The following is a 17,615-nucleotide window of genomic DNA, read 5'->3' as shown; positions in this document are numbered from 1 at the left end:
AAACGATACTCCTAAGTAACACTAACTATTTTGCCGACGTGGTGGAATTGGTAGACACGCTACCTTGAGGGGGTAGTGGGCTACGCTCGTGCGAGTTCAACTCTCGCCGTCGGCACCATTTTGTTTCGCCATTATATTTTTAATACCTTTTAAGGGGGGGCTCTGTATTGATGATAGTGATATAATCTTAAAATAATTGAAAAACAATAGGATTGACAATGAAGCTATACGCACCCTGGGAAAAAGCCTTTAAAAAAGTTTCAACACCATTTGAACATTTCTTGCATGCACAAACAACCACAGGTATTGTTTTGATGTTTATGACGGTGTTGGCGTTGATACTCGCTAATTCTCCCTTGGCTGAGGCTTATGCGTATTTTTTCCATACGGAAATAGCACTTAATATCGGCGACTGGACATTGTCACACACCATTCATCATTGGATTAACGATGGTTTAATGGCTATTTTCTTTTTTCTTATCGGGCTGGAGATAAAAAGAGAAATATTAGCGGGAGAATTGTCAAATATTAAGGTGGCTATTTTGCCTATTTTAGCTGCTATTGGTGGCATGGTTTTTCCAGCATTAATATTTTTTAGTATCAATGCCGGCACAGATGGCGCTAATGGCTGGGGGGTGCCAATGGCAACAGACATCGCATTTGCAATTAGTGCTTTGGTGTTATTGGGTAAAAGAGTGCCGATAGCACTGGTTACATTTTTAGTGGCATTGGCCATTGTAGATGATTTGGGTGCTGTGCTGGTGATTGCTGTCTTTTATACCGATCAAATACACTTGTTGCCTTTGGCGATAGCAGGTATGTCATTTTTAGTCTTGGTTGCGTTGAACAGATTTGGTATACATGCTGTTTTTCCGTATTTTGCGGTTTCCATATTTATGTGGTTTTTTATGCTTGAATCTGGTGTGCATGCAACTATTGCAGGCGTTATTGGGGCTTTAGCAATTCCTTCAAAACCAAAACAGGCGCCGTTAAGCCTTGTTAAGCATATAAAAAGATTATTAGGCGAATATGAGAAATATCCGTTGTGTGTTGATCATGGTATGCATGAAAAACAAAAGGCTATTTTAGCAAATATCACAGATAGAATTAGCGATACGGGGACGCCAGCTGGTAGATTAGAGTGTGGTTTACACCTGCCGATTGCTTTAATTATCATCCCTTTATTTGCACTTGCGAATGCAGGTATTGCCATTGATTTTGATCTTATTGTTGACACCATTGTGCAGCCCATATCAATAGGAATTATTGTGGGACTTGTTGCTGGGAAAGTGCTGGGTATTTTTGGTGTTGTGTGGGCGGCTGTCAAACTTAAAATAGCCGTCCTGCCTCAAGGTAGCAGTATGAGTCAAATATTTGGTGTTTCTTTTTTAGGTGGCATTGGATTCACCATGTCTATTTTTGTAGCAGAATTGGCGTTTTTAGGCAATCCTGATTCTATATTTCAAGCAAAAATCGGCATTTTAACAGCATCATTATTTGCAGGGCTGTTTGGGTATTTTTGGCTTAGATATGTTGCTAAAAACAGTAACTCCTAGGGGTTGTTAAACATTAAAAGCGCTATTTTCTGTCTAAAATACTAAAGTGATAGGTGTGTGGGTTTTTCTCATCTGGCATGTGGGACTCCCTAAAGGTTTCAACAAAGTCACCTCGATCAAACTCAGGGAAGTGGGCATCACCTTCAAATTCACCTTCAATTTGGGTGATGTAGAGTCTATTAACATTTGGTAGTATTTGTTCGTAGAAGGATGCGCCACCCATTATCATCACCTCGCCGTCATCTTTCGCCAATTCTAATACGGCAGTAATGTTGTTAATCACTTCGCAGCCTTTGGCATGAAAGTTAGTATTGCGACTTACTATTATATTGCGACGATTCGGCAGTGGGAAGCCAATAGATTCATAAGTTTTGCGCCCCATTAGTACCGTTTTACCGGTGGTAGTTTTTTTAAAATATGCTAAATCAGCAGGCAAGCGCCAAGGTAAGGCATTGTCTTTGCCAATAAGCTGATTGTCGTCCATGGCCACAATAATTGATAAACGCATAAAGCAAACCCAAATAAAGTAAAATGATTTCTATTTTACAAATACCTTTGCCATTTGTGTCATTAATTCTTGCCTCTTCGTCCCCTTTTAGAAAAGAATTGCTTAATAAATTAGGCTTGGACTTTGATGTTGTGTCGCCAGATATTGACGAGTCCAGAAAAGTTAACGAAACGCCCGAACAGTTGGTGTTTAGATTGGCACAGGAAAAAGCATTTGAGGTGGCAAAAACTCGCAGTGGGTTTATTATTGCTTCAGACCAAGTGGCAACGCTCGGCGATAAGATTTTAACCAAGCCACACTCACACGAAAATGCCGTTAAGCAACTTGAGAAAAGCTCTGGAAATACCGTTACATTTCTTACAAGTTTGGCACTTTTAGATACACATACAGATACAATAGACACAGTTGTTGAAAAATCTAAGATTGTGTTTAAAGTATTGAGCGCCAAGCAAATCGAGTATTATCTGCAAAAAGAAAAGCCATATAACTGTGCAGGTAGCTTCAAATCCGAGGCGCTTGGTATTAGCCTTGTAGAGTGTATAGAGGATAATGATCCTAATACGCTAATTGGTTTGCCACTGATTCAACTCATCAAAATGCTTGAAAATCAAGGCATTGATGTTTTAAGTCAAAGTACCGATTTAAAAGACTAACGCCTTTTGTATGCAATATCTTTACCCTCAAGGAATAACCCCTTTTAAGTCTGGACAAAAATTCTATTGGGGCTCGCTCTACGGCAGTGCACAGGCTTTGGCATTGATTGAATTTGCCAAAACACAAGATAATGTTATTTTGGTGGTGGCAAACGATATCAGTCATTTTGACCAGTTGCTTAAGTCATTACATTTTTATAATACTGGTTTGGACATTCTTAGATTTGATAATTGGGAGGTGTTGGCTTTTGATCATTTTTCCCCGCACCCAGACATTACCTCAAGTCGACTCAACACCCTATCAAAATTACCTAGCCTTAAGCGTGGTATTGTTATTACCACATTAGAATCGTTAACACAGCAATTATGTCCGTTGGAGTTTAGCAAGGCATATAGTTTTAGTTTGAAAGTTGGTGCCATGTTAGAGCTACAAACTTTTGCCCAGCGCTTACTTAAAATTGGTTACAACCGAGTGATGAAGGTAATGGAACACGGCGAGTTTAGCGTGAAAGGCTCCTTGATAGATATCTATCCGATGGGTGCAAAGTTGCCTTGTCGCTTGGATTTGTTTGACCAAGAAATTGAATCTATTCGCCTGTTTGATGTTTCAACACAACGCTCTACTGAAACAACGAAAGAGGTTTTTTTATTACCCGCTAGAGAGTTTGCCACTGATAAAAATAGTATTGAGATTTTTAAAGAAAACTACCAAAAGGCTTTTGACAATATCAGCGGTTTTATTTATGATGAAGTTACTGAGTCGCGCCTGCCAAGTGGTATCGAATTTTATCTTTCGTTATTTTTTACGCATACCAATACCTTATTTGACTATCTACCCAGTGATAGCATTATTGCCACTAGCGAAGGTTTCAACTCATTGGTAGCATTAACTTATGATGAGATCAACAGCCGATACCAGCAAGCCAGTGAGAATTTTGACAGGCTGCCGTTGCCTGTGGAGCAAGTTTTTATTGAGAAACAGCAATTGTTTAGTCAAATCAAACAACGGCAACAATTGTTGATGAGCAGTTCAAAAAATGAAGAAAAATTAGACCATTTGAATTTTGCTAGTCAATTATTACCATCATTAAATATCAACGCACAAAACAAAGTACCGCTAAATAAATTTCTTGTTTTTGAGAAAAAATTCAGCGGCAAAATTTTGATTGTTTGTGCATCTGAAGGGCGAAAAAGCGTACTTAGTGACTTGCTTATCAGCCATGAACTCAAGCCGAACCCAGTTGAGGGTTGGCAAGATTTTCTCAGCAGTGATAAAAAACTTTGTATTACCAATGATGAGCTTAGCGAGGGCTTACTAACCCAAGATATTGCCATTATTACCGAAGTTAATTTGTTCGGCGCTGATGTGGTTAAACAGCAAAGGCGTAGGCGCGCTAAGCACAAGGATTTTGATGAGGCGATTAAATCTTTGGTGGAAATCCAGATTGGTGACCCGATTGTGCATGAAAGCTATGGTGTGGGTCGATATTTGGGGTTAAAAACACAAACTTTTGATGGTTTAACGCAAGACTTCCTAATGTTGGAATATGCCAAAGGTTCAAAACTGATGGTGCCAATGACTTCGCTGAATTTGATTTCTCGTTATTCTGGGGCATCACCAGAGACCGCACCCCTACACAAACTCGGCACTAACCAATGGACCAAAGCCAAGCAAAAAGCACATGAAGCCCTCCATGACATTGCTGCTGAATTATTAGAGATCTATGCTAAACGTGAGTCTCAAAGGGGTTTTGCTTTTCCTGAACCCAATGATGCTTACGGCTCTTTTGTTGCCAGTTTTCCTTTTGAGGAAACCCCTGACCAGATCAAAACCATGGGCGAAGTGTTGGCGGATATGCAATTGCATAAGCCAATGGACAGGTTGGTGTGTGGCGATGTGGGCTTTGGCAAAACAGAGATTGCCATGCGCGCTGCATTCTTAGCAGTTGAAGCTGGCAAGCAAGTTGCCATTTTGGTGCCGACCACATTACTTGCCAACCAGCATTACGCCTCTTTCAAAGATAGGTTTATTAACTACCCTATTGAAATCAAAGCCCTATCACGCTTTCAAAGTACTAAAGAACAAACGCAAATCAAGCAAAAACTACTTGATGGTACTTGTGATATCGTCATTGGTACCCACAAACTGATTCAAGGTAGCATCAAATACAAACAACTGGGCTTGGTGATTATTGATGAAGAGCACCGATTTGGCGTTAAGCAAAAAGAATCACTGAAAAAAATGCGTGGACGCAGCGATATTTTGACCATGACTGCCACCCCAATTCCACGCACATTGAACATGGCGCTTGGCTCGCTCAGAGAATTGTCAATTATTGCCACACCACCACAAGGGCGCAGCGCGATTCAAACCTTTGTTAAAGAGTGGGACGATGATACGATTAAAGAGGCTTGCTCTCGAGAGATGCATCGTGGTGGTCAAATATTTGTTTTACACAACGATATTGATACCATTGACAATATGGCAGAAAACCTTAAATCATTGATGAAAAACGCACACATTCGTATTGCTCATGGGCAAATGCCAAGTCGTGAATTAGAGCAAATTATGAGTGATTTTTACCACGGTCGTTTTCAGATTTTGGTTTGCACTACCATCATTGAGACTGGTATTGATATTCCAAATGCCAATACCATTATTATTAACAATGCACAAAATTTTGGTTTGGCACAATTGCACCAGTTGCGTGGGCGGGTCGGTAGGTCACATCATAGGGCTTATGCTTATTTGGTCATAAAATCCCACCAGTCACTGAGTGACAATGCTAAAAAACGCCTAGAAGCAGTTGAGTCTTTGGAAGAGTTGGGCGCTGGATTTATGCTTGCTAATCATGACTTAGAAATTCGTGGCGCAGGTGATTTGCTCGGTGACAACCAATCAGGCAAGATTAGCGAAATTGGCTTTAACCTTTATCACGACCTACTGAAACGCACGGTTGATGCTATGCGCGTGGGCAAAAAAATCAATATAAACGACCCTATTAATCATGAAGTTGATATTGACACTGGGCTTGCTTGCATTATTCCCGACACTTATTTAGGCGATGTGCACGAGCGCTTGGTTTTATATAAGCGTATTGCCAACGGCAAAGACAATGATGAGTTAAAAGACCTGAGCATTGAGATGATTGACCGTTTTGGCTTGTTGCCAGACCCCACTAAAAACCTATTTGCCACTACTCGACTTAAACTCTTTTGTGAAAAAATTGGTATTAATAAAGTTTCAATCTATGATGACAAGGCGCATATTATTTTTTCAGACAAAATCAATATTGAACCCATAAAAATCATCAACCTAGTACAAACACAGCCAAAAACCTATCAACTCAAAGGGCAAAACCAGCTTATTTTTAAGCAGGAAATGCCTGATAATATTGAACGAATTGAGTTGATTGAAGGTTTGCTAAAAACTTTAGGAGCCTAACGCCAGAATTCAGCCGACGCGTTAGCACCTGGCTGGAGTGGCATTACTACAGGTGCCTTTTTTAGCTAATTCTAATTTAGAAACAGTTCTTTTTTCTTTTTCAGTGCCTACAAGCTCAAGTCCTGCGCCCTCCGACAAAAACACCAAATTTCATATATTGTCGTACAAAGTAATTTTGATCTTTTCTTGTTCTTAGAACTAAATTATTTGGGGAGAATTCTGATATCGGTTGATATTGTATGCGTTTTATCACCAGCAACTTCTTCATAGAAAAATATATTTAAAGCCGTCTCTCCAATACACTTGCCATCAACCCATACATCTTTTTTTAAAGCTGAACCAGCAAAAGAGTCTCTATAAATATATAATCCCGCTTTACCATTCGAAGGTCGTCGCTCTACAATCATAACCTTGTTTGGGGTAATACTCATCTATCGGATTTTCCATGTGCATTGGCCTTGTTAGGGCATGATGGTTCAATTAACGAATGTGGCTTTTACTCTCTTCGAAACCACAAAGTACGGAATCCAAATAACTGCAGCAATAACGCTATTAACAAGTTGTATTACGATTTCGACTGCAAACATTTTTGCTTCGGTATCTAATTCAAAAACAAGAAACACATACAAAGCAACAATGCTCGCTATGTGTAGGGCGATGATGACTTTAGGTGCATTCTTTTTCTTTTTTAAAAATAATATTGTAGCGTAGATTAGGAGGCCTGTTAAACTCAGCGATATAATAAATTCAAGCGTATATATTTCATCGATCCCAGCCCTTGCGACATCGGAGTACATTCCAGTACTATACGCTCCAATATCTACAATCAAGGTGGAAACTCTAATGAGCGTACCCAACACAAAACCAATAGCTGGCAAAATTAGCCACCCCCTTATGCCAACGAGTTTTTCGTCTTTGGCTTGCACACTCGGTTCTTCTTGTTCAATTTGTTCAGCCATGCTTCTATTCCTCTTTGTTGCCTTAACTATTAGCATAAGGCATTATTGCCCTGATATGCGGTATTAAAAATAAGATCAGGCGTATTTGTTTTTTTAATAAAAACCTGTCAATAAAACCTGATATTTAGCATGATAGTAAATATCAGTTATTTTTTTACATGCTTTTAATGCAGGTGATTATTTTAACTCAAAGTAACGCTGGATAGTGAAGTGGCGTATTTATTTTGTCTAGGTGCGTGGGTACTGTAAATTTTTTCTGTAAATTCAATGTGAACACTTTTTTAAAGTTTTTGGTTTTTTGCTTGCAAAAACCCGAATAATAAAAAACCAAAAACTTTAAAAAAGCGTTCACCCACATAGTGGCTAAAATATTTGCTAATGAGGATTCTTGTTTGAGGTTGGTTACGGCTGTGGTGATGGAAGTCTCAGAGCAGTGGCAAAGCTCTAAAGCTTATTTGTCTTTGGACAATAATAACGGGTAGGTTTTTTTAATGAACGAGAAATCGGTGGAATAGATGGCAATTTACAGAAAGAAGTTTACTTGACCTCAGATTTTAGACTCTCTAGAAACCTACTCAAAGGGCAAGTTGGTGATGAGATTAATGTTTTAATGGCTGCCTGTGCTTGGAATTTGAGAAAATGGCTGGTGATAGCCACTATTTTTTTGTTTTGGCAAAATGGGTGGTTTTGGTTTGTTTGGAATGGGTTTTTAAGGGGCGACTAAGTAAGCCCGTCAAATGCCTACAGATTGATTGAGTTTTTGATATAACTGTTGAGTTTGCTTTTTTAAATCGGCAATCGTGCCATTGTTTTCAATAACATCACAGGGCAATTCTGCAGAAATTTTTAACCTATTTTCGTGACTAGTTTGCATAGAAATCATATTTTTTGCTTGTTTTTCGTCAATATTTGCACGATTTTTCAGTCTTTTTAGCTGTTTTTCTTCATTACAGGTCAAAATAATAGCTCTATCAAACAGATAAGTTAAGTTTTTCTCTATAAGTAGTGGAATTTCTACAATATTTAAGGATTTTTGTGAATTTTTTTGCCATTCTTGCATTATTTTCAATATTTTTGGATGCAAAATGACTTCAATACGATTTTTATTGCTTTTGTTTTCTAATAAGAGGGTTCGCAACACTTGTCGATCAAGGCTGTTATCTTGATTAAGAATCCTTTTGCCAAAGACATCTACCAGCTCTCTAAGGCCATCTGATTCAGGCGTAGTTACTTGTTTAGAAACATCATCAAGCCGAACAACATCAGCACCTAACTCAGCAAAAATATGAGCCATCTGTGATTTTCCGCAAGCAATGCCACCCGTCAGTGCAATTTTAAGTGTTGTCATAGGTGTTGATTTTAGCACCACAAATCTTCACCTGTAATTATCTATTGACTTTTATGGCAAAAGTCCCGATAATATTGCTCTTCATGGTTATGTAGCTCAGCTGGTTAGAGCACAGCATTCATAATGCTGGGGTCGGTGGTTCAAGTCCACCTATAACCACCATATTTGAGAATTTATACAATCGTAATAAAAAGCGCAATGTATTTTAGATAAGATTGTATAATTTTCAAATTCATTACGCCGAAGTAGCACAGTTGGTAGTGCAACTGATTTGTAATCAGTAGGTCGCCAGTTCGAGTCCGGCCTTCGGCACCATTTTTTAAAAAAAAGGTTATTTTGCGATGACCTTTTTTTTCGCCTATAAAAAAACTGTTCATTGTTGGTTTGTTGATAGGGCAGGTGTTTGCGGGCAGTGTTGATAAATTTAGAGTTTTTGCGTATAATTATTCAATTTTTCATCAAGGAAATTTAATATGTCATCACGCAGAAATTTAGCAAATGCGATTCGTGCTTTAAGTATGGATGCGGTTCAGAAAGCCAATTCAGGTCATCCAGGTGCGCCAATGGGAATGGCAGATATTGCCGAAGTGCTTTGGAACGACCACATGAAGTATAATCCAACTAATGCTAACTGGGCAGATAGAGATAGGTTTGTTTTATCTAATGGACACGGTTCAATGTTGATTTACTCATTGCTGCATTTAACAGGCTTTGATTTGTCAATTGATGACATTAAGGATTTTCGCCAATTGCATGCAAAGACTGCAGGACATCCTGAGTATGGCTATATAGATGGTATTGAAACAACAACAGGTCCATTAGGTCAAGGTATCACTAATGCTGTGGGTATGGCGATTGCAGAGCGTACATTAGGCGCACAATTTAACAAACCAGGTCATGAGATTGTTGATCATAACACCTATGTATTTATGGGCGATGGTTGTTTGATGGAAGGTTTGTCGCACGAGTCTTGCGCAATGGCAGGTACATTAGGGTTGGGCAAGTTGATGGCTTTTTGGGATGATAATGACATTTCAATTGATGGACATATCGGTGATTGGATGGAGAAAGGCGTTCCGGGTCGTTTTAAGTCTTATGATTGGCATGTGGTTGCTGTTGATGGTCATGATGCTAAGGCAATTAATAAAGCGATTGAAGAAGCGAAAGCGGTTACCGACAAGCCAAGTTTGATTTGTTGCAAAACAACCATTGGTTTTGGCTCGCCAAACCTTGCAGGTACCCATGATTGCCATGGCGCCCCTTTGGGAAACGAAGAAATCGCAGCAACACGCAAGCAACTGGGCTGGGACCATGTAGCATTTGAAATCCCTGCTGATGTTTACGAAGGTTGGGATCACAAAGCACAAGGCGTGACAGATGAAAGCACTTGGAATGATAAATTTTCTACTTATAAGGCAGAGTTTCCAGCGGAAGCAGCTGAGTTCGAGCGTCGTATGGCGGGTGAGTTGCCAGCGAATTTTGCAGTTGAGATGGATAAGTTCATCGCTAAGACTCAAGGTGAAATGCCGAATATTGCATCACGCAAAGCAAGTCAAAACGCAATTGAAGCAATGGGACCATTATTACCAGAAATGTTTGGCGGTAGTGCGGATTTAACAGGTTCTAACCTTACTAACTGGTCAGGCACCGTTAAAGTCAACAAAGAAAACGCTAACGGCAATTATATTTCATGGGGTGTGCGTGAATTTGGTATGGCGCATATGATGAATGGTATGGTCTTACATGGTGGTTTCAAAGTTTATGGTGCAACCTTCTTTATGTTTATGGAATTCATGCGTAACGCATTGCGTATGTCGGCACTAATGAAAATTGGTACGATTTATGTTTATACACACGACTCTATCGGCTTGGGCGAAGATGGTCCGACACATCAGCCTGTTGAGCAATTGGCAACCATGAGAATGATTCCAAACTTTCAAACTTGGAGAGGTTGTGATGCAGTTGAATCGGCAGTTTCTTGGAAGATGGCGATGCTTCGATGCGATGCGCCGACTGCATTGGTATTCTCAAGACAAAATTTGACGCCAATGGAAAGAACGGCTGAACAAGTGGCAAATATTGAAAAAGGGGGTTATGTATTGCAGGATTGTGAAGGCACGCCAGACATCATTTTAATTGCAACAGGCTCTGAAGTTGGTTTAGCAGTGGAAAGCGCTGCGGCAATGCGTGACAAAAAAGTTCGTGTGGTTTCAATGCCTTCAACAGATGCATTTGACACACAAGATAAGGCGTATCAAGATTCTGTGTTAACGCCAGGCGTAAAGCGTGTTGCGATTGAAGCAGGTGTTGGTGATGCTTGGTACAAGTATGTTGGTCTAGAAGGTGATGTGGTTTGTATGACGAGCTTCGGTGAGAGCGCACCAGCAGATCAGTTATTTAAAGAATTTGGTTTCACAGTAGATAATGTGGTTAAAACTGTAAATGAAGTTTTGGCATAATTTTAAAAAAAATATAAAAAAGGAGTAGGAAAATGGGAATTAAAATAGGTATCAATGGTTTTGGTCGTATCGGTCGTATGGTGTTTCGTGCAATTAAAAAGGACTTTCCAGGGTTGGAAGTGGTTGGCATTAACGACTTACTGGAAAATGATTATTTAGCATATATGCTTAAGTATGACACAGCACAAGGTCGTTTTGATGGTGATATTGCTGTTGAAGGCGACAATTTTATAATTGATGGTAAGAAGGTTCGCCTTAGTGCTGAGCGTAACCCAGCCGACCTTAAATGGGGCGATATTGATGTAGATGTTGTCATTGACTGTACGGGTTTCTTTTTAACTGAAGAATCTTGTCAAGCACACATTGATGCTGGTGCTAAGAAAGTCGTTCAATCGGCACCTGCTAAAGACAACACACCAATGTTTGTATACGGTGTTAACCACGATTCTTACAACGCTCAAGCGATTGTTTCTGCGGCGTCTTGTACCACTAACTGTTTAGCGCCAATTGCTAAAATCATTGATGACAACTGGGGACTTAAGCGTGGCTTAATGACAACGGTTCACGCCTCTACTGCAACACAAAAAACAGTTGATGGTCCTTCAATGAAGGATTGGAGAGGGGGTCGTGCAGTATTTGAGAACATCATTCCTTCATCAACAGGTGCTGCTAAAGCGGTAGGCGTTGTATTGCCAGAATTAAACGGTAAATTAACGGGTATGGCTTTTCGCATTCCATCGGTCGATGTTTCAGTGGTTGACTTGACTTGTGAGTTAGACAAGCCTGCCAGTTATGAAGAAATTTGTGCAACCATCAAAGCAACTTCAGAGGGTGCAATGAAAGGTACACTACAGTACACAGAAGATATGGTTGTATCGTCTGATTTCCGTGGCATCAGTGCTTCATCAATTTTTGATGCGAATGCTGGTATCGCACTTGACGATACATTTGTGAAGTTAGTGTCTTGGTATGATAATGAGTATGGCTACACTTGTAATATGCTTCGTTTGGTTCAACATATTGCTTAGTCGCATGAGAATTTACTTTTTTATTGGTGTCTTATTTAGCGTAACGCTATATGGTTGTTCGTCTGCCCCTGTAGTTGGAAATACAGTTGACACTCAACAACAAGGAGAGTCATTAAGAAAGCAATTATTTGATAAAATAAGCAAACACAAGGTTTTGAGTTATAAAGATTTATGGAAGACATTTAAGAAAACGGATGCGTTGCCTAACAAACCGAATAAAGTGTTTGATATTTATTCATATAAGAAGAACAAGTTGCCGTATGTTTATGAGTTTTTTGTCAATCAATGCGGTCACTACAAAAAAGAAGGTGACTGTTATAACAGGGAGCATTCTTTTCCAAAGGCTTGGTGGGGTGACGACTTAGGAAAGCCAATGGCGAAGGATCTATATCATATATATCCAGTAGATGGGTATGTGAATAATATGCGCGCCTCTTACCCTTACGCAGAAGTTGATCCAAAGGGGGCAAAATTTTCTTTGAATGGATCTAAACTGGGTAAGGCAAAAGATAAAAGCTTAAAAGGAAAATATTTTGAGCCTGTTGATGAGTTTAAAGGAGATCTTGCTAGAGGGTATTTTTACTTGCTAACTGCTTATTATGACAGAGTTCAGAATTGGTCTTCACCGATATTAAAAGGCAATAACTTTACGCCATGGGCACAAAAGATATTGCTTAGGTGGCACAAGAACGACCCAGTGAGCGACAAAGAAAGAAAACGCAACAAGCAAATTATGGCAATACAAGGCAATTACAATCCCTTTATTGTAAACCCTAAATTAGTTGGAAAAATATGGAAGGATAAATGATGATTATAAATTTAGAAGCGTTAGAATTGAGTGGCAAAAGAGTTCTGATTCGTCAGGATTTAAATGTGCCTATTAAAGCAGGGGTGGTAACAAGCGATAAGCGCATTAAAGCGTCATTGCCAACCATCGAAATGGCAATGAAGCAAGGCGCTAAAGTCATGTTGATGTCACACCGTGGTCGCCCTACAGAAGGTGAAACGAGTGATGAGTTTACCTTGCAACCCGTTGCCGATCGCCTCAGTGAATTATTAAACATTACAGTACGCTTAGAAAAAGATTGGTTAGATGGTATTGAGATGAATGATGGCGAAGTTGTGCTTTGCGAGAATGTGCGTTTTAATGTGGGCGAAATGGCAAACAACGATGCTTTATCTGAGCGTATGGCAGCCATGTGTGACATCTTTGCGATGGATGCATTTGGTACAGCACACCGTGCACAAGCCTCAACCCATGGTGTGGCTAAGTATGCACCGATTGCTTGTTCTGGCCCGTTGTTATCAGGTGAATTAGAGGCATTAGGTAAGGCATTAGATAACCCTAAGCGCCCGATGGTAGCAATTGTTGGTGGTTCTAAAGTATCAACCAAATTAACAGTATTAGAGTCTTTATCCAAAATTGTTGACCAATTAGTGGTTGGTGGCGGTATTGCCAATACCTTTATTGCAGCACAGGGGCACAATGTTGGACAATCATTGTGCGAAAATGACTTAATTCCAACAGCTAAAAAATTGATGGAAGATTGTGAAATTCCGGTGCCAAATGATGTAGTTTGCGGCAAGGAATTTTCAGAATCTACAGTAGCTGAAACCAAGGCGTCATCAGAGGTGGTAGATGACGATATGATTTTTGACATTGGTCCTGATTCTGCACAAGAACTGGCTGAGATTATGAAAAATGCAGGTACTATCGTATGGAATGGTCCAGTTGGTGTGTTTGAATTTGACCAATTTGAAGGTGGCACTAAGACAGTTGCAATGGCGATTGCTAATTCTGATGCATTCTCAATTGCAGGTGGCGGTGATACTTTAGCAGCGGTTGATAAGTACAATATTGAAGACAAAGTAAGCTACATTTCTACTGGTGGCGGTGCGTTCTTAGAATTCTTAGAAGGTAAGAAATTACCAGCTGTAGAGATTTTAGAACTTCGAGCAGCGGAGTAACTCTTGCCTAGAAGAACCAAAATATTAGCAACACTCGGTCCAGCAACGGATAAGCAAGGTGTTTTAGAAGGTATTCTAAAAGCAGGCGTGAATGTTGTGCGTATTAACTTTTCTCACGGTAGTGCAGAAGAACACTTGGCTAGAGTGAAAGCCGTGCGCAATTGGGCACATGATAACAATACCTATGTGGGCGTTTTGATGGATTTACAAGGTCCAAAGATTCGTGTTGCTGGCTTTAAAGATGAAAAAAAGATTGAATTAAATATCGGTGATAAGTTTGCACTTGACGGCGATATGGACGAGACTTCTGGTAATCAAGATGGTGTTGGCATTGCTTACAAAACCTTGCCACAAGAGGTTAAAACAGGCAATGTTTTAATACTTGATGATGGTAAGATTGTTCTAGAGGTTACTAGCATTGAAGGCAATAAAATTAATACCGTGGTAACGCAGAGCGGCATTTTATCTGATAAGAAGGGTATTAACCTTCGTGGCGGTGGCTTGTCGGCTGATGCACTAACTGAAAAAGACAAGAAAGACATACTAACTGCTGCTAAGGCAAATGCAGATTATGTTGCACTTTCCTTTCCAGTGAGTGGTGATGATGTGCGACTTACCAAGAAGTTATTAAAAGAAGCGGGTTCTGATGCAGGCGTGATTTCAAAAATTGAACGCGCTGAATCTTTGGTAGATGATATTATTGCTGATATTATTCAGGAGTCAGCCGGCATCATGGTAGCGCGTGGTGATTTGGGTGTTGAAATTGGTGATCCACAATTACCAGCACAGCAAAAGAGATTGATTAAATTAGCTAGGTCAAATGACCGTATTGTGATTACTGCAACGCAGATGTTAGAGTCAATGATTAGCAATCCAATTCCAACGCGTGCAGAAGTTTTTGATGTGGCAAATGCGGTATTGGATGGTACAGATGCAGTGATGCTATCTGCAGAAACGGCAGCAGGTGATTATCCAGAGAATGCAGTGAAGACCATGCACGATGTTTGTATAGAAGCCGAGAAAAATCCAATTGCAAAAACTTCACATCATCGCCTATATGAAAATTTTACACATATTGATGAAACCATTGCCATGAGTACTATGTATGCGGCAAATCATCTGGGTGTTAAAGTCGTAGCGGCACTTACTGAGAGTGGTAAAACACCATTGTGGATGTCGCGTATGAGTTCTGATATCTCAATTTATGCGATGAGTGATAGTATTGCTACTTTGCGTAAAACGACACTTTATCGTGGTGTTTATCCTTGCGGTATTGAGGATATGTCTAATTTAGATTGGAGCAAGGTCAATGCCAGAGTGATTAAAATATTAACAGAAAAAGATATTGTAGGAAATGGAGATTTGGTGGTATTAACCAAGGGTATGCATAAAGGAGAGTCAGGCGGAACTAACCTAATGAAAATTCTTTGTGTTGGTGATACTGAATATGAGTAAGTAAGCTAAAATAGCAAGAAAATAGGTGTCTTCGTTGCTAAACGAATGAGCAATATTAAATTTTAAAAGGTATTTAATTAAAAATAAAAAAAGTAAAAATATGTGTGTTCGTTACTAAATAAACGAGTAGCGTTAAACTTTAGTAAGTATTTAATTCAAAATAAAAAAAGGAGTAAAAATATGTTAATTTCACTAAGAGAATTATTAGACCATGCGGCAGATAATAGCTATGGTATGCCAGCATTCAATGTTAACAATATGGAGCAGGTGCACGCGATTATGCAGGCTGCAGACAGGACAAATAGTCCAGTTATCATGCAGGGCTCTGCAGGTGCACGCTCTTATGCAGGTGAGCCATTCTTGCGTCATCTTATTATTGCGGCGACTGAAATGTATCCCCATATTCCAGTGGTGATGCATCAGGACCACGGTTCTGAGCCGGCTATTTGCTTGCGTTCAATTCAATCGGGTTTTTCATCGGTGATGATGGATGGTTCTTTAGAGGCTGATATGAAAACCCCAGCCAGCTTTGAGTACAATGTTAATGTTACCGCTGAAGTGGTAAAAATGGCACACGCAGGCGGTGTTTCTGTAGAAGGCGAATTAGGTTGTTTAGGTTCACTTGAAACTGGCATGATGGGCGAAGAAGATGGTCATGGTGCGGAAGGTAAGCTAGATTTAGATATGTTGCTTACCTCAGTGGAAGAAGCGGCTGATTTTGTTAAGGCCACCAATGTAGATGCTTTAGCAATCGCGATTGGCACTTCACACGGTGCGTACAAATTTACCGCAGAACCAACAGGTGATGTGCTGCGTATTGACCGCATTAAAGAAATTCACGCACGCATCCCAGACACGCATTTGGTTATGCATGGTTCGTCTTCAGTGCCACAAGATTGGTTAGAAATCATCAACAATCATGGTGGTGATATGGGCCAAACTTATGGGGTGCCAGTGAATGAAATCGTTGAAGGTATTAAGCACGGTGTGCGTAAAGTTAACATTGATACTGACTTGCGTATGGCATCAACAGGCGCAGTGCGTAAGCATTTGATTGAAAATACTGCTAATTTTGACCCGCGTAAATTCTTAAAAGAAGCCACCAATGCCATGAGTGATATTTGTGCCGCTAGGTTTGAGGCTTTTAGCTCAGCTGGCAATGCCGATAAAATCAAAGTTTCTTCATTAGATACGATGAGTCAAAGATATTTGTCTGGCGAGTTAGACGCAAAGATTAAATAGTTGGACTTAGATTGCAGGATTTGTTGCAAGCAATTGGATTATATTTACAGAGACCTTTGCATAAATAGGGATGATTAGCAAAATCCAATTTTTGCCCAATTGGTGATTTCTTTAAACCTTGTCCTAGCAGGGCTAAGGCTGGGTTTAAAAAATCGCCAAGTGGGTGAAAAGTGGGTTTCTGATGATTGTTCCTATTTATCCGCAAGGGAGGCTACGCACTGCAAAGGCCTCTTACAACAAAAATATATTTTAAGGAGGGCGTATGGTTTATCCGGTAATAACTATTGCTAATAAATTTATTGATTTGGCTAAAAACGAACCTTTAACTAATATGCAATTACAAAAGATGGTCTATATTGCACATGGGTTTAGTTTAGCACTTAGGGACACTAAATTATATTATGAATATACAAGAGCTTGGAATTTTGGACCTGTGGTGCCAGAACTTTATGAAAAGTTGAGAGAGCATGACTCTAATCAAGTAAAAAATAAGATAAGTTCCTCACCTGAAGAAGAAATTGATAAGGATAGTTCAGAGATCATTGAAGAGGTATATAAAAACTATAAGCAATATAGTGGTCCGCAATTATCAGGTTTAACTCATCAAAAGAATACGCCTTGGAGTAAAACTTGGGAAAGCAATAAATATGGTGTCATTCCTGCTGATGATATATATAAATTTTATAAAGACAATCATCTTTAATTTATAGTTATGGGTAGAATCAGTGAATTTATTCTAACAAGAAGAGATATACAAGATAAACCGATTATAAATAACTTGAGTACACCGTTAGAAGAGGAAGATCCTTTAAAGCCTTTAGAGTCTAAAAAGAAAAATCAAGAACTATCTCACAAAGACAACAAACATCAACTTGCAGTTGGAACATACAAAAAATTGTTTTGGGTTATTTGCGCTTATATTATTTTGGTGCTATTGCTATTGACTGGAAATAAGCATTATTTTCAACTTGAAAGTTTAGTTTTGATTGCTTTG

General features: G+C 39.5%; 16 protein-coding genes and 3 tRNA genes. 15 read left to right on the top strand and 4 right to left on the bottom strand.

Annotated features, from left to right (window positions below; translation table 11 throughout):
* Positions 1–32 precede the first annotated feature (32 nt).
* Positions 33–118 (top strand) — tRNA-Leu (locus tag BAZSYMA_RS04945).
* Positions 119–218: 100 nt separating this feature from the next.
* The gene (gene nhaA / locus BAZSYMA_RS04940) at positions 219–1,556 is read left to right on the top strand and encodes a Na+/H+ antiporter NhaA (RefSeq protein WP_090716252.1); all 1,338 of its coding nucleotides are present in this window, start codon (positions 219–221) and stop codon (positions 1,554–1,556) included.
* A gap of 22 nt (positions 1,557–1,578) precedes the next feature.
* On the opposite strand, the gene folA is transcribed toward nhaA, so the two are convergent.
* Positions 1,579–2,064, bottom strand: a complete 486-nt coding sequence (folA, locus tag BAZSYMA_RS04935) for a type 3 dihydrofolate reductase (RefSeq protein ID WP_090716249.1) — start codon at positions 2,062–2,064, stop codon at positions 1,579–1,581.
* Positions 2,065–2,087: 23 nt separating this feature from the next.
* Here folA and BAZSYMA_RS04930 point away from each other — a divergent pair, with 23 nt between their 5' ends.
* Together BAZSYMA_RS04930 and mfd are read left to right on the top strand one after the other, a co-directional pair.
* A complete protein-coding gene (locus BAZSYMA_RS04930) occupies positions 2,088–2,717 on the top strand; it encodes a Maf family protein (RefSeq protein WP_237731645.1) in 630 nt (209 codons plus the stop codon).
* A 10-nt stretch (positions 2,718–2,727) separates the two neighbouring features.
* Positions 2,728–6,162: a transcription-repair coupling factor gene (gene mfd, locus BAZSYMA_RS04925; RefSeq protein ID WP_090716247.1), complete on the top strand. Its 3,435-nt coding sequence runs from the start codon at positions 2,728–2,730 to the stop codon at positions 6,160–6,162.
* A gap of 203 nt (positions 6,163–6,365) precedes the next feature.
* On the opposite strand, the gene BAZSYMA_RS10380 is transcribed toward mfd, so the two are convergent.
* The gene (locus BAZSYMA_RS10380; protein WP_237731646.1) at positions 6,366–6,593 is read right to left on the bottom strand and encodes a DUF2846 domain-containing protein; all 228 of its coding nucleotides are present in this window, start codon (positions 6,591–6,593) and stop codon (positions 6,366–6,368) included.
* Between the two features lie 45 nt (positions 6,594–6,638).
* The gene (locus BAZSYMA_RS04915; RefSeq protein ID WP_195910104.1) at positions 6,639–7,121 is read right to left on the bottom strand and encodes a DUF2569 domain-containing protein; all 483 of its coding nucleotides are present in this window, start codon (positions 7,119–7,121) and stop codon (positions 6,639–6,641) included.
* Between the two features lie 359 nt (positions 7,122–7,480).
* On the opposite strand from BAZSYMA_RS04915, the gene BAZSYMA_RS10535 reads away from it, so the two are divergent.
* Complete coding sequence (locus BAZSYMA_RS10535; RefSeq protein WP_195910106.1) at positions 7,481–7,603, top strand: hypothetical protein; 123 nt, start codon at positions 7,481–7,483, stop codon at positions 7,601–7,603.
* 251 nt (positions 7,604–7,854) lie between these two features.
* Here the strand turns inward: BAZSYMA_RS10535 and coaE are convergent, their stop codons facing one another.
* On the bottom strand, positions 7,855–8,469 hold the full coding sequence (gene coaE / locus BAZSYMA_RS04905; RefSeq protein WP_090716238.1) for a dephospho-CoA kinase: 615 nt from the start codon (positions 8,467–8,469) through the stop codon (positions 7,855–7,857).
* An 85-nt stretch (positions 8,470–8,554) separates the two neighbouring features.
* Here coaE and BAZSYMA_RS04900 point away from each other — a divergent pair.
* From BAZSYMA_RS04900 to BAZSYMA_RS04855, 10 genes are all read left to right on the top strand, one after another.
* Positions 8,555–8,631: transfer RNA gene (locus tag BAZSYMA_RS04900), tRNA-Met, on the top strand.
* 77 nt (positions 8,632–8,708) lie between these two features.
* Positions 8,709–8,784 (top strand) — tRNA-Thr (locus BAZSYMA_RS04895).
* 158 nt (positions 8,785–8,942) lie between these two features.
* A complete protein-coding gene (gene tkt / locus BAZSYMA_RS04890; RefSeq protein WP_090716235.1) occupies positions 8,943–10,928 on the top strand; it encodes a transketolase in 1,986 nt (661 codons plus the stop codon).
* A gap of 32 nt (positions 10,929–10,960) precedes the next feature.
* Entirely contained in the window at positions 10,961–11,956 is a 996-nt protein-coding gene (gene gap / locus BAZSYMA_RS04885; RefSeq protein ID WP_090716232.1) for a type I glyceraldehyde-3-phosphate dehydrogenase, read from the top strand.
* A 4-nt stretch (positions 11,957–11,960) separates the two neighbouring features.
* The gene (locus BAZSYMA_RS04880) at positions 11,961–12,764 is read left to right on the top strand and encodes an HNH endonuclease signature motif containing protein (protein ID WP_180323677.1); all 804 of its coding nucleotides are present in this window, start codon (positions 11,961–11,963) and stop codon (positions 12,762–12,764) included.
* On the top strand, positions 12,761–13,924 hold the full coding sequence (locus BAZSYMA_RS04875; protein WP_090716228.1) for a phosphoglycerate kinase: 1,164 nt from the start codon (positions 12,761–12,763) through the stop codon (positions 13,922–13,924). The genes BAZSYMA_RS04880 and BAZSYMA_RS04875 overlap by 4 nt, the downstream gene beginning before the upstream one ends.
* 3 nt (positions 13,925–13,927) lie before the next feature.
* Positions 13,928–15,379, top strand: a complete 1,452-nt coding sequence (gene pyk / locus BAZSYMA_RS04870; RefSeq protein WP_090716225.1) for a pyruvate kinase — start codon at positions 13,928–13,930, stop codon at positions 15,377–15,379.
* 180 nt (positions 15,380–15,559) lie between these two features.
* The gene (gene fba / locus BAZSYMA_RS04865) at positions 15,560–16,621 is read left to right on the top strand and encodes a class II fructose-bisphosphate aldolase (RefSeq protein WP_090716221.1); all 1,062 of its coding nucleotides are present in this window, start codon (positions 15,560–15,562) and stop codon (positions 16,619–16,621) included.
* A 262-nt stretch (positions 16,622–16,883) separates the two neighbouring features.
* Positions 16,884–17,324: a Panacea domain-containing protein gene (locus tag BAZSYMA_RS04860; protein ID WP_090716218.1), complete on the top strand. Its 441-nt coding sequence runs from the start codon at positions 16,884–16,886 to the stop codon at positions 17,322–17,324.
* Positions 17,325–17,333: 9 nt separating this feature from the next.
* Positions 17,334–17,615 (top strand): hypothetical protein (locus BAZSYMA_RS04855; RefSeq protein ID WP_143243107.1); only part of this gene is annotated, 282 nt, incomplete at its 3' end.

Source organism: Bathymodiolus azoricus thioautotrophic gill symbiont, assembly GCF_001298715.1.
Taxonomy (GTDB): domain Bacteria; phylum Pseudomonadota; class Gammaproteobacteria; order PS1; family Pseudothioglobaceae; genus Thiodubiliella.
The sequence above is the reverse complement of the archived record's forward strand: the minus strand, read 5'-3'. Positions and strand labels throughout refer to the sequence as shown.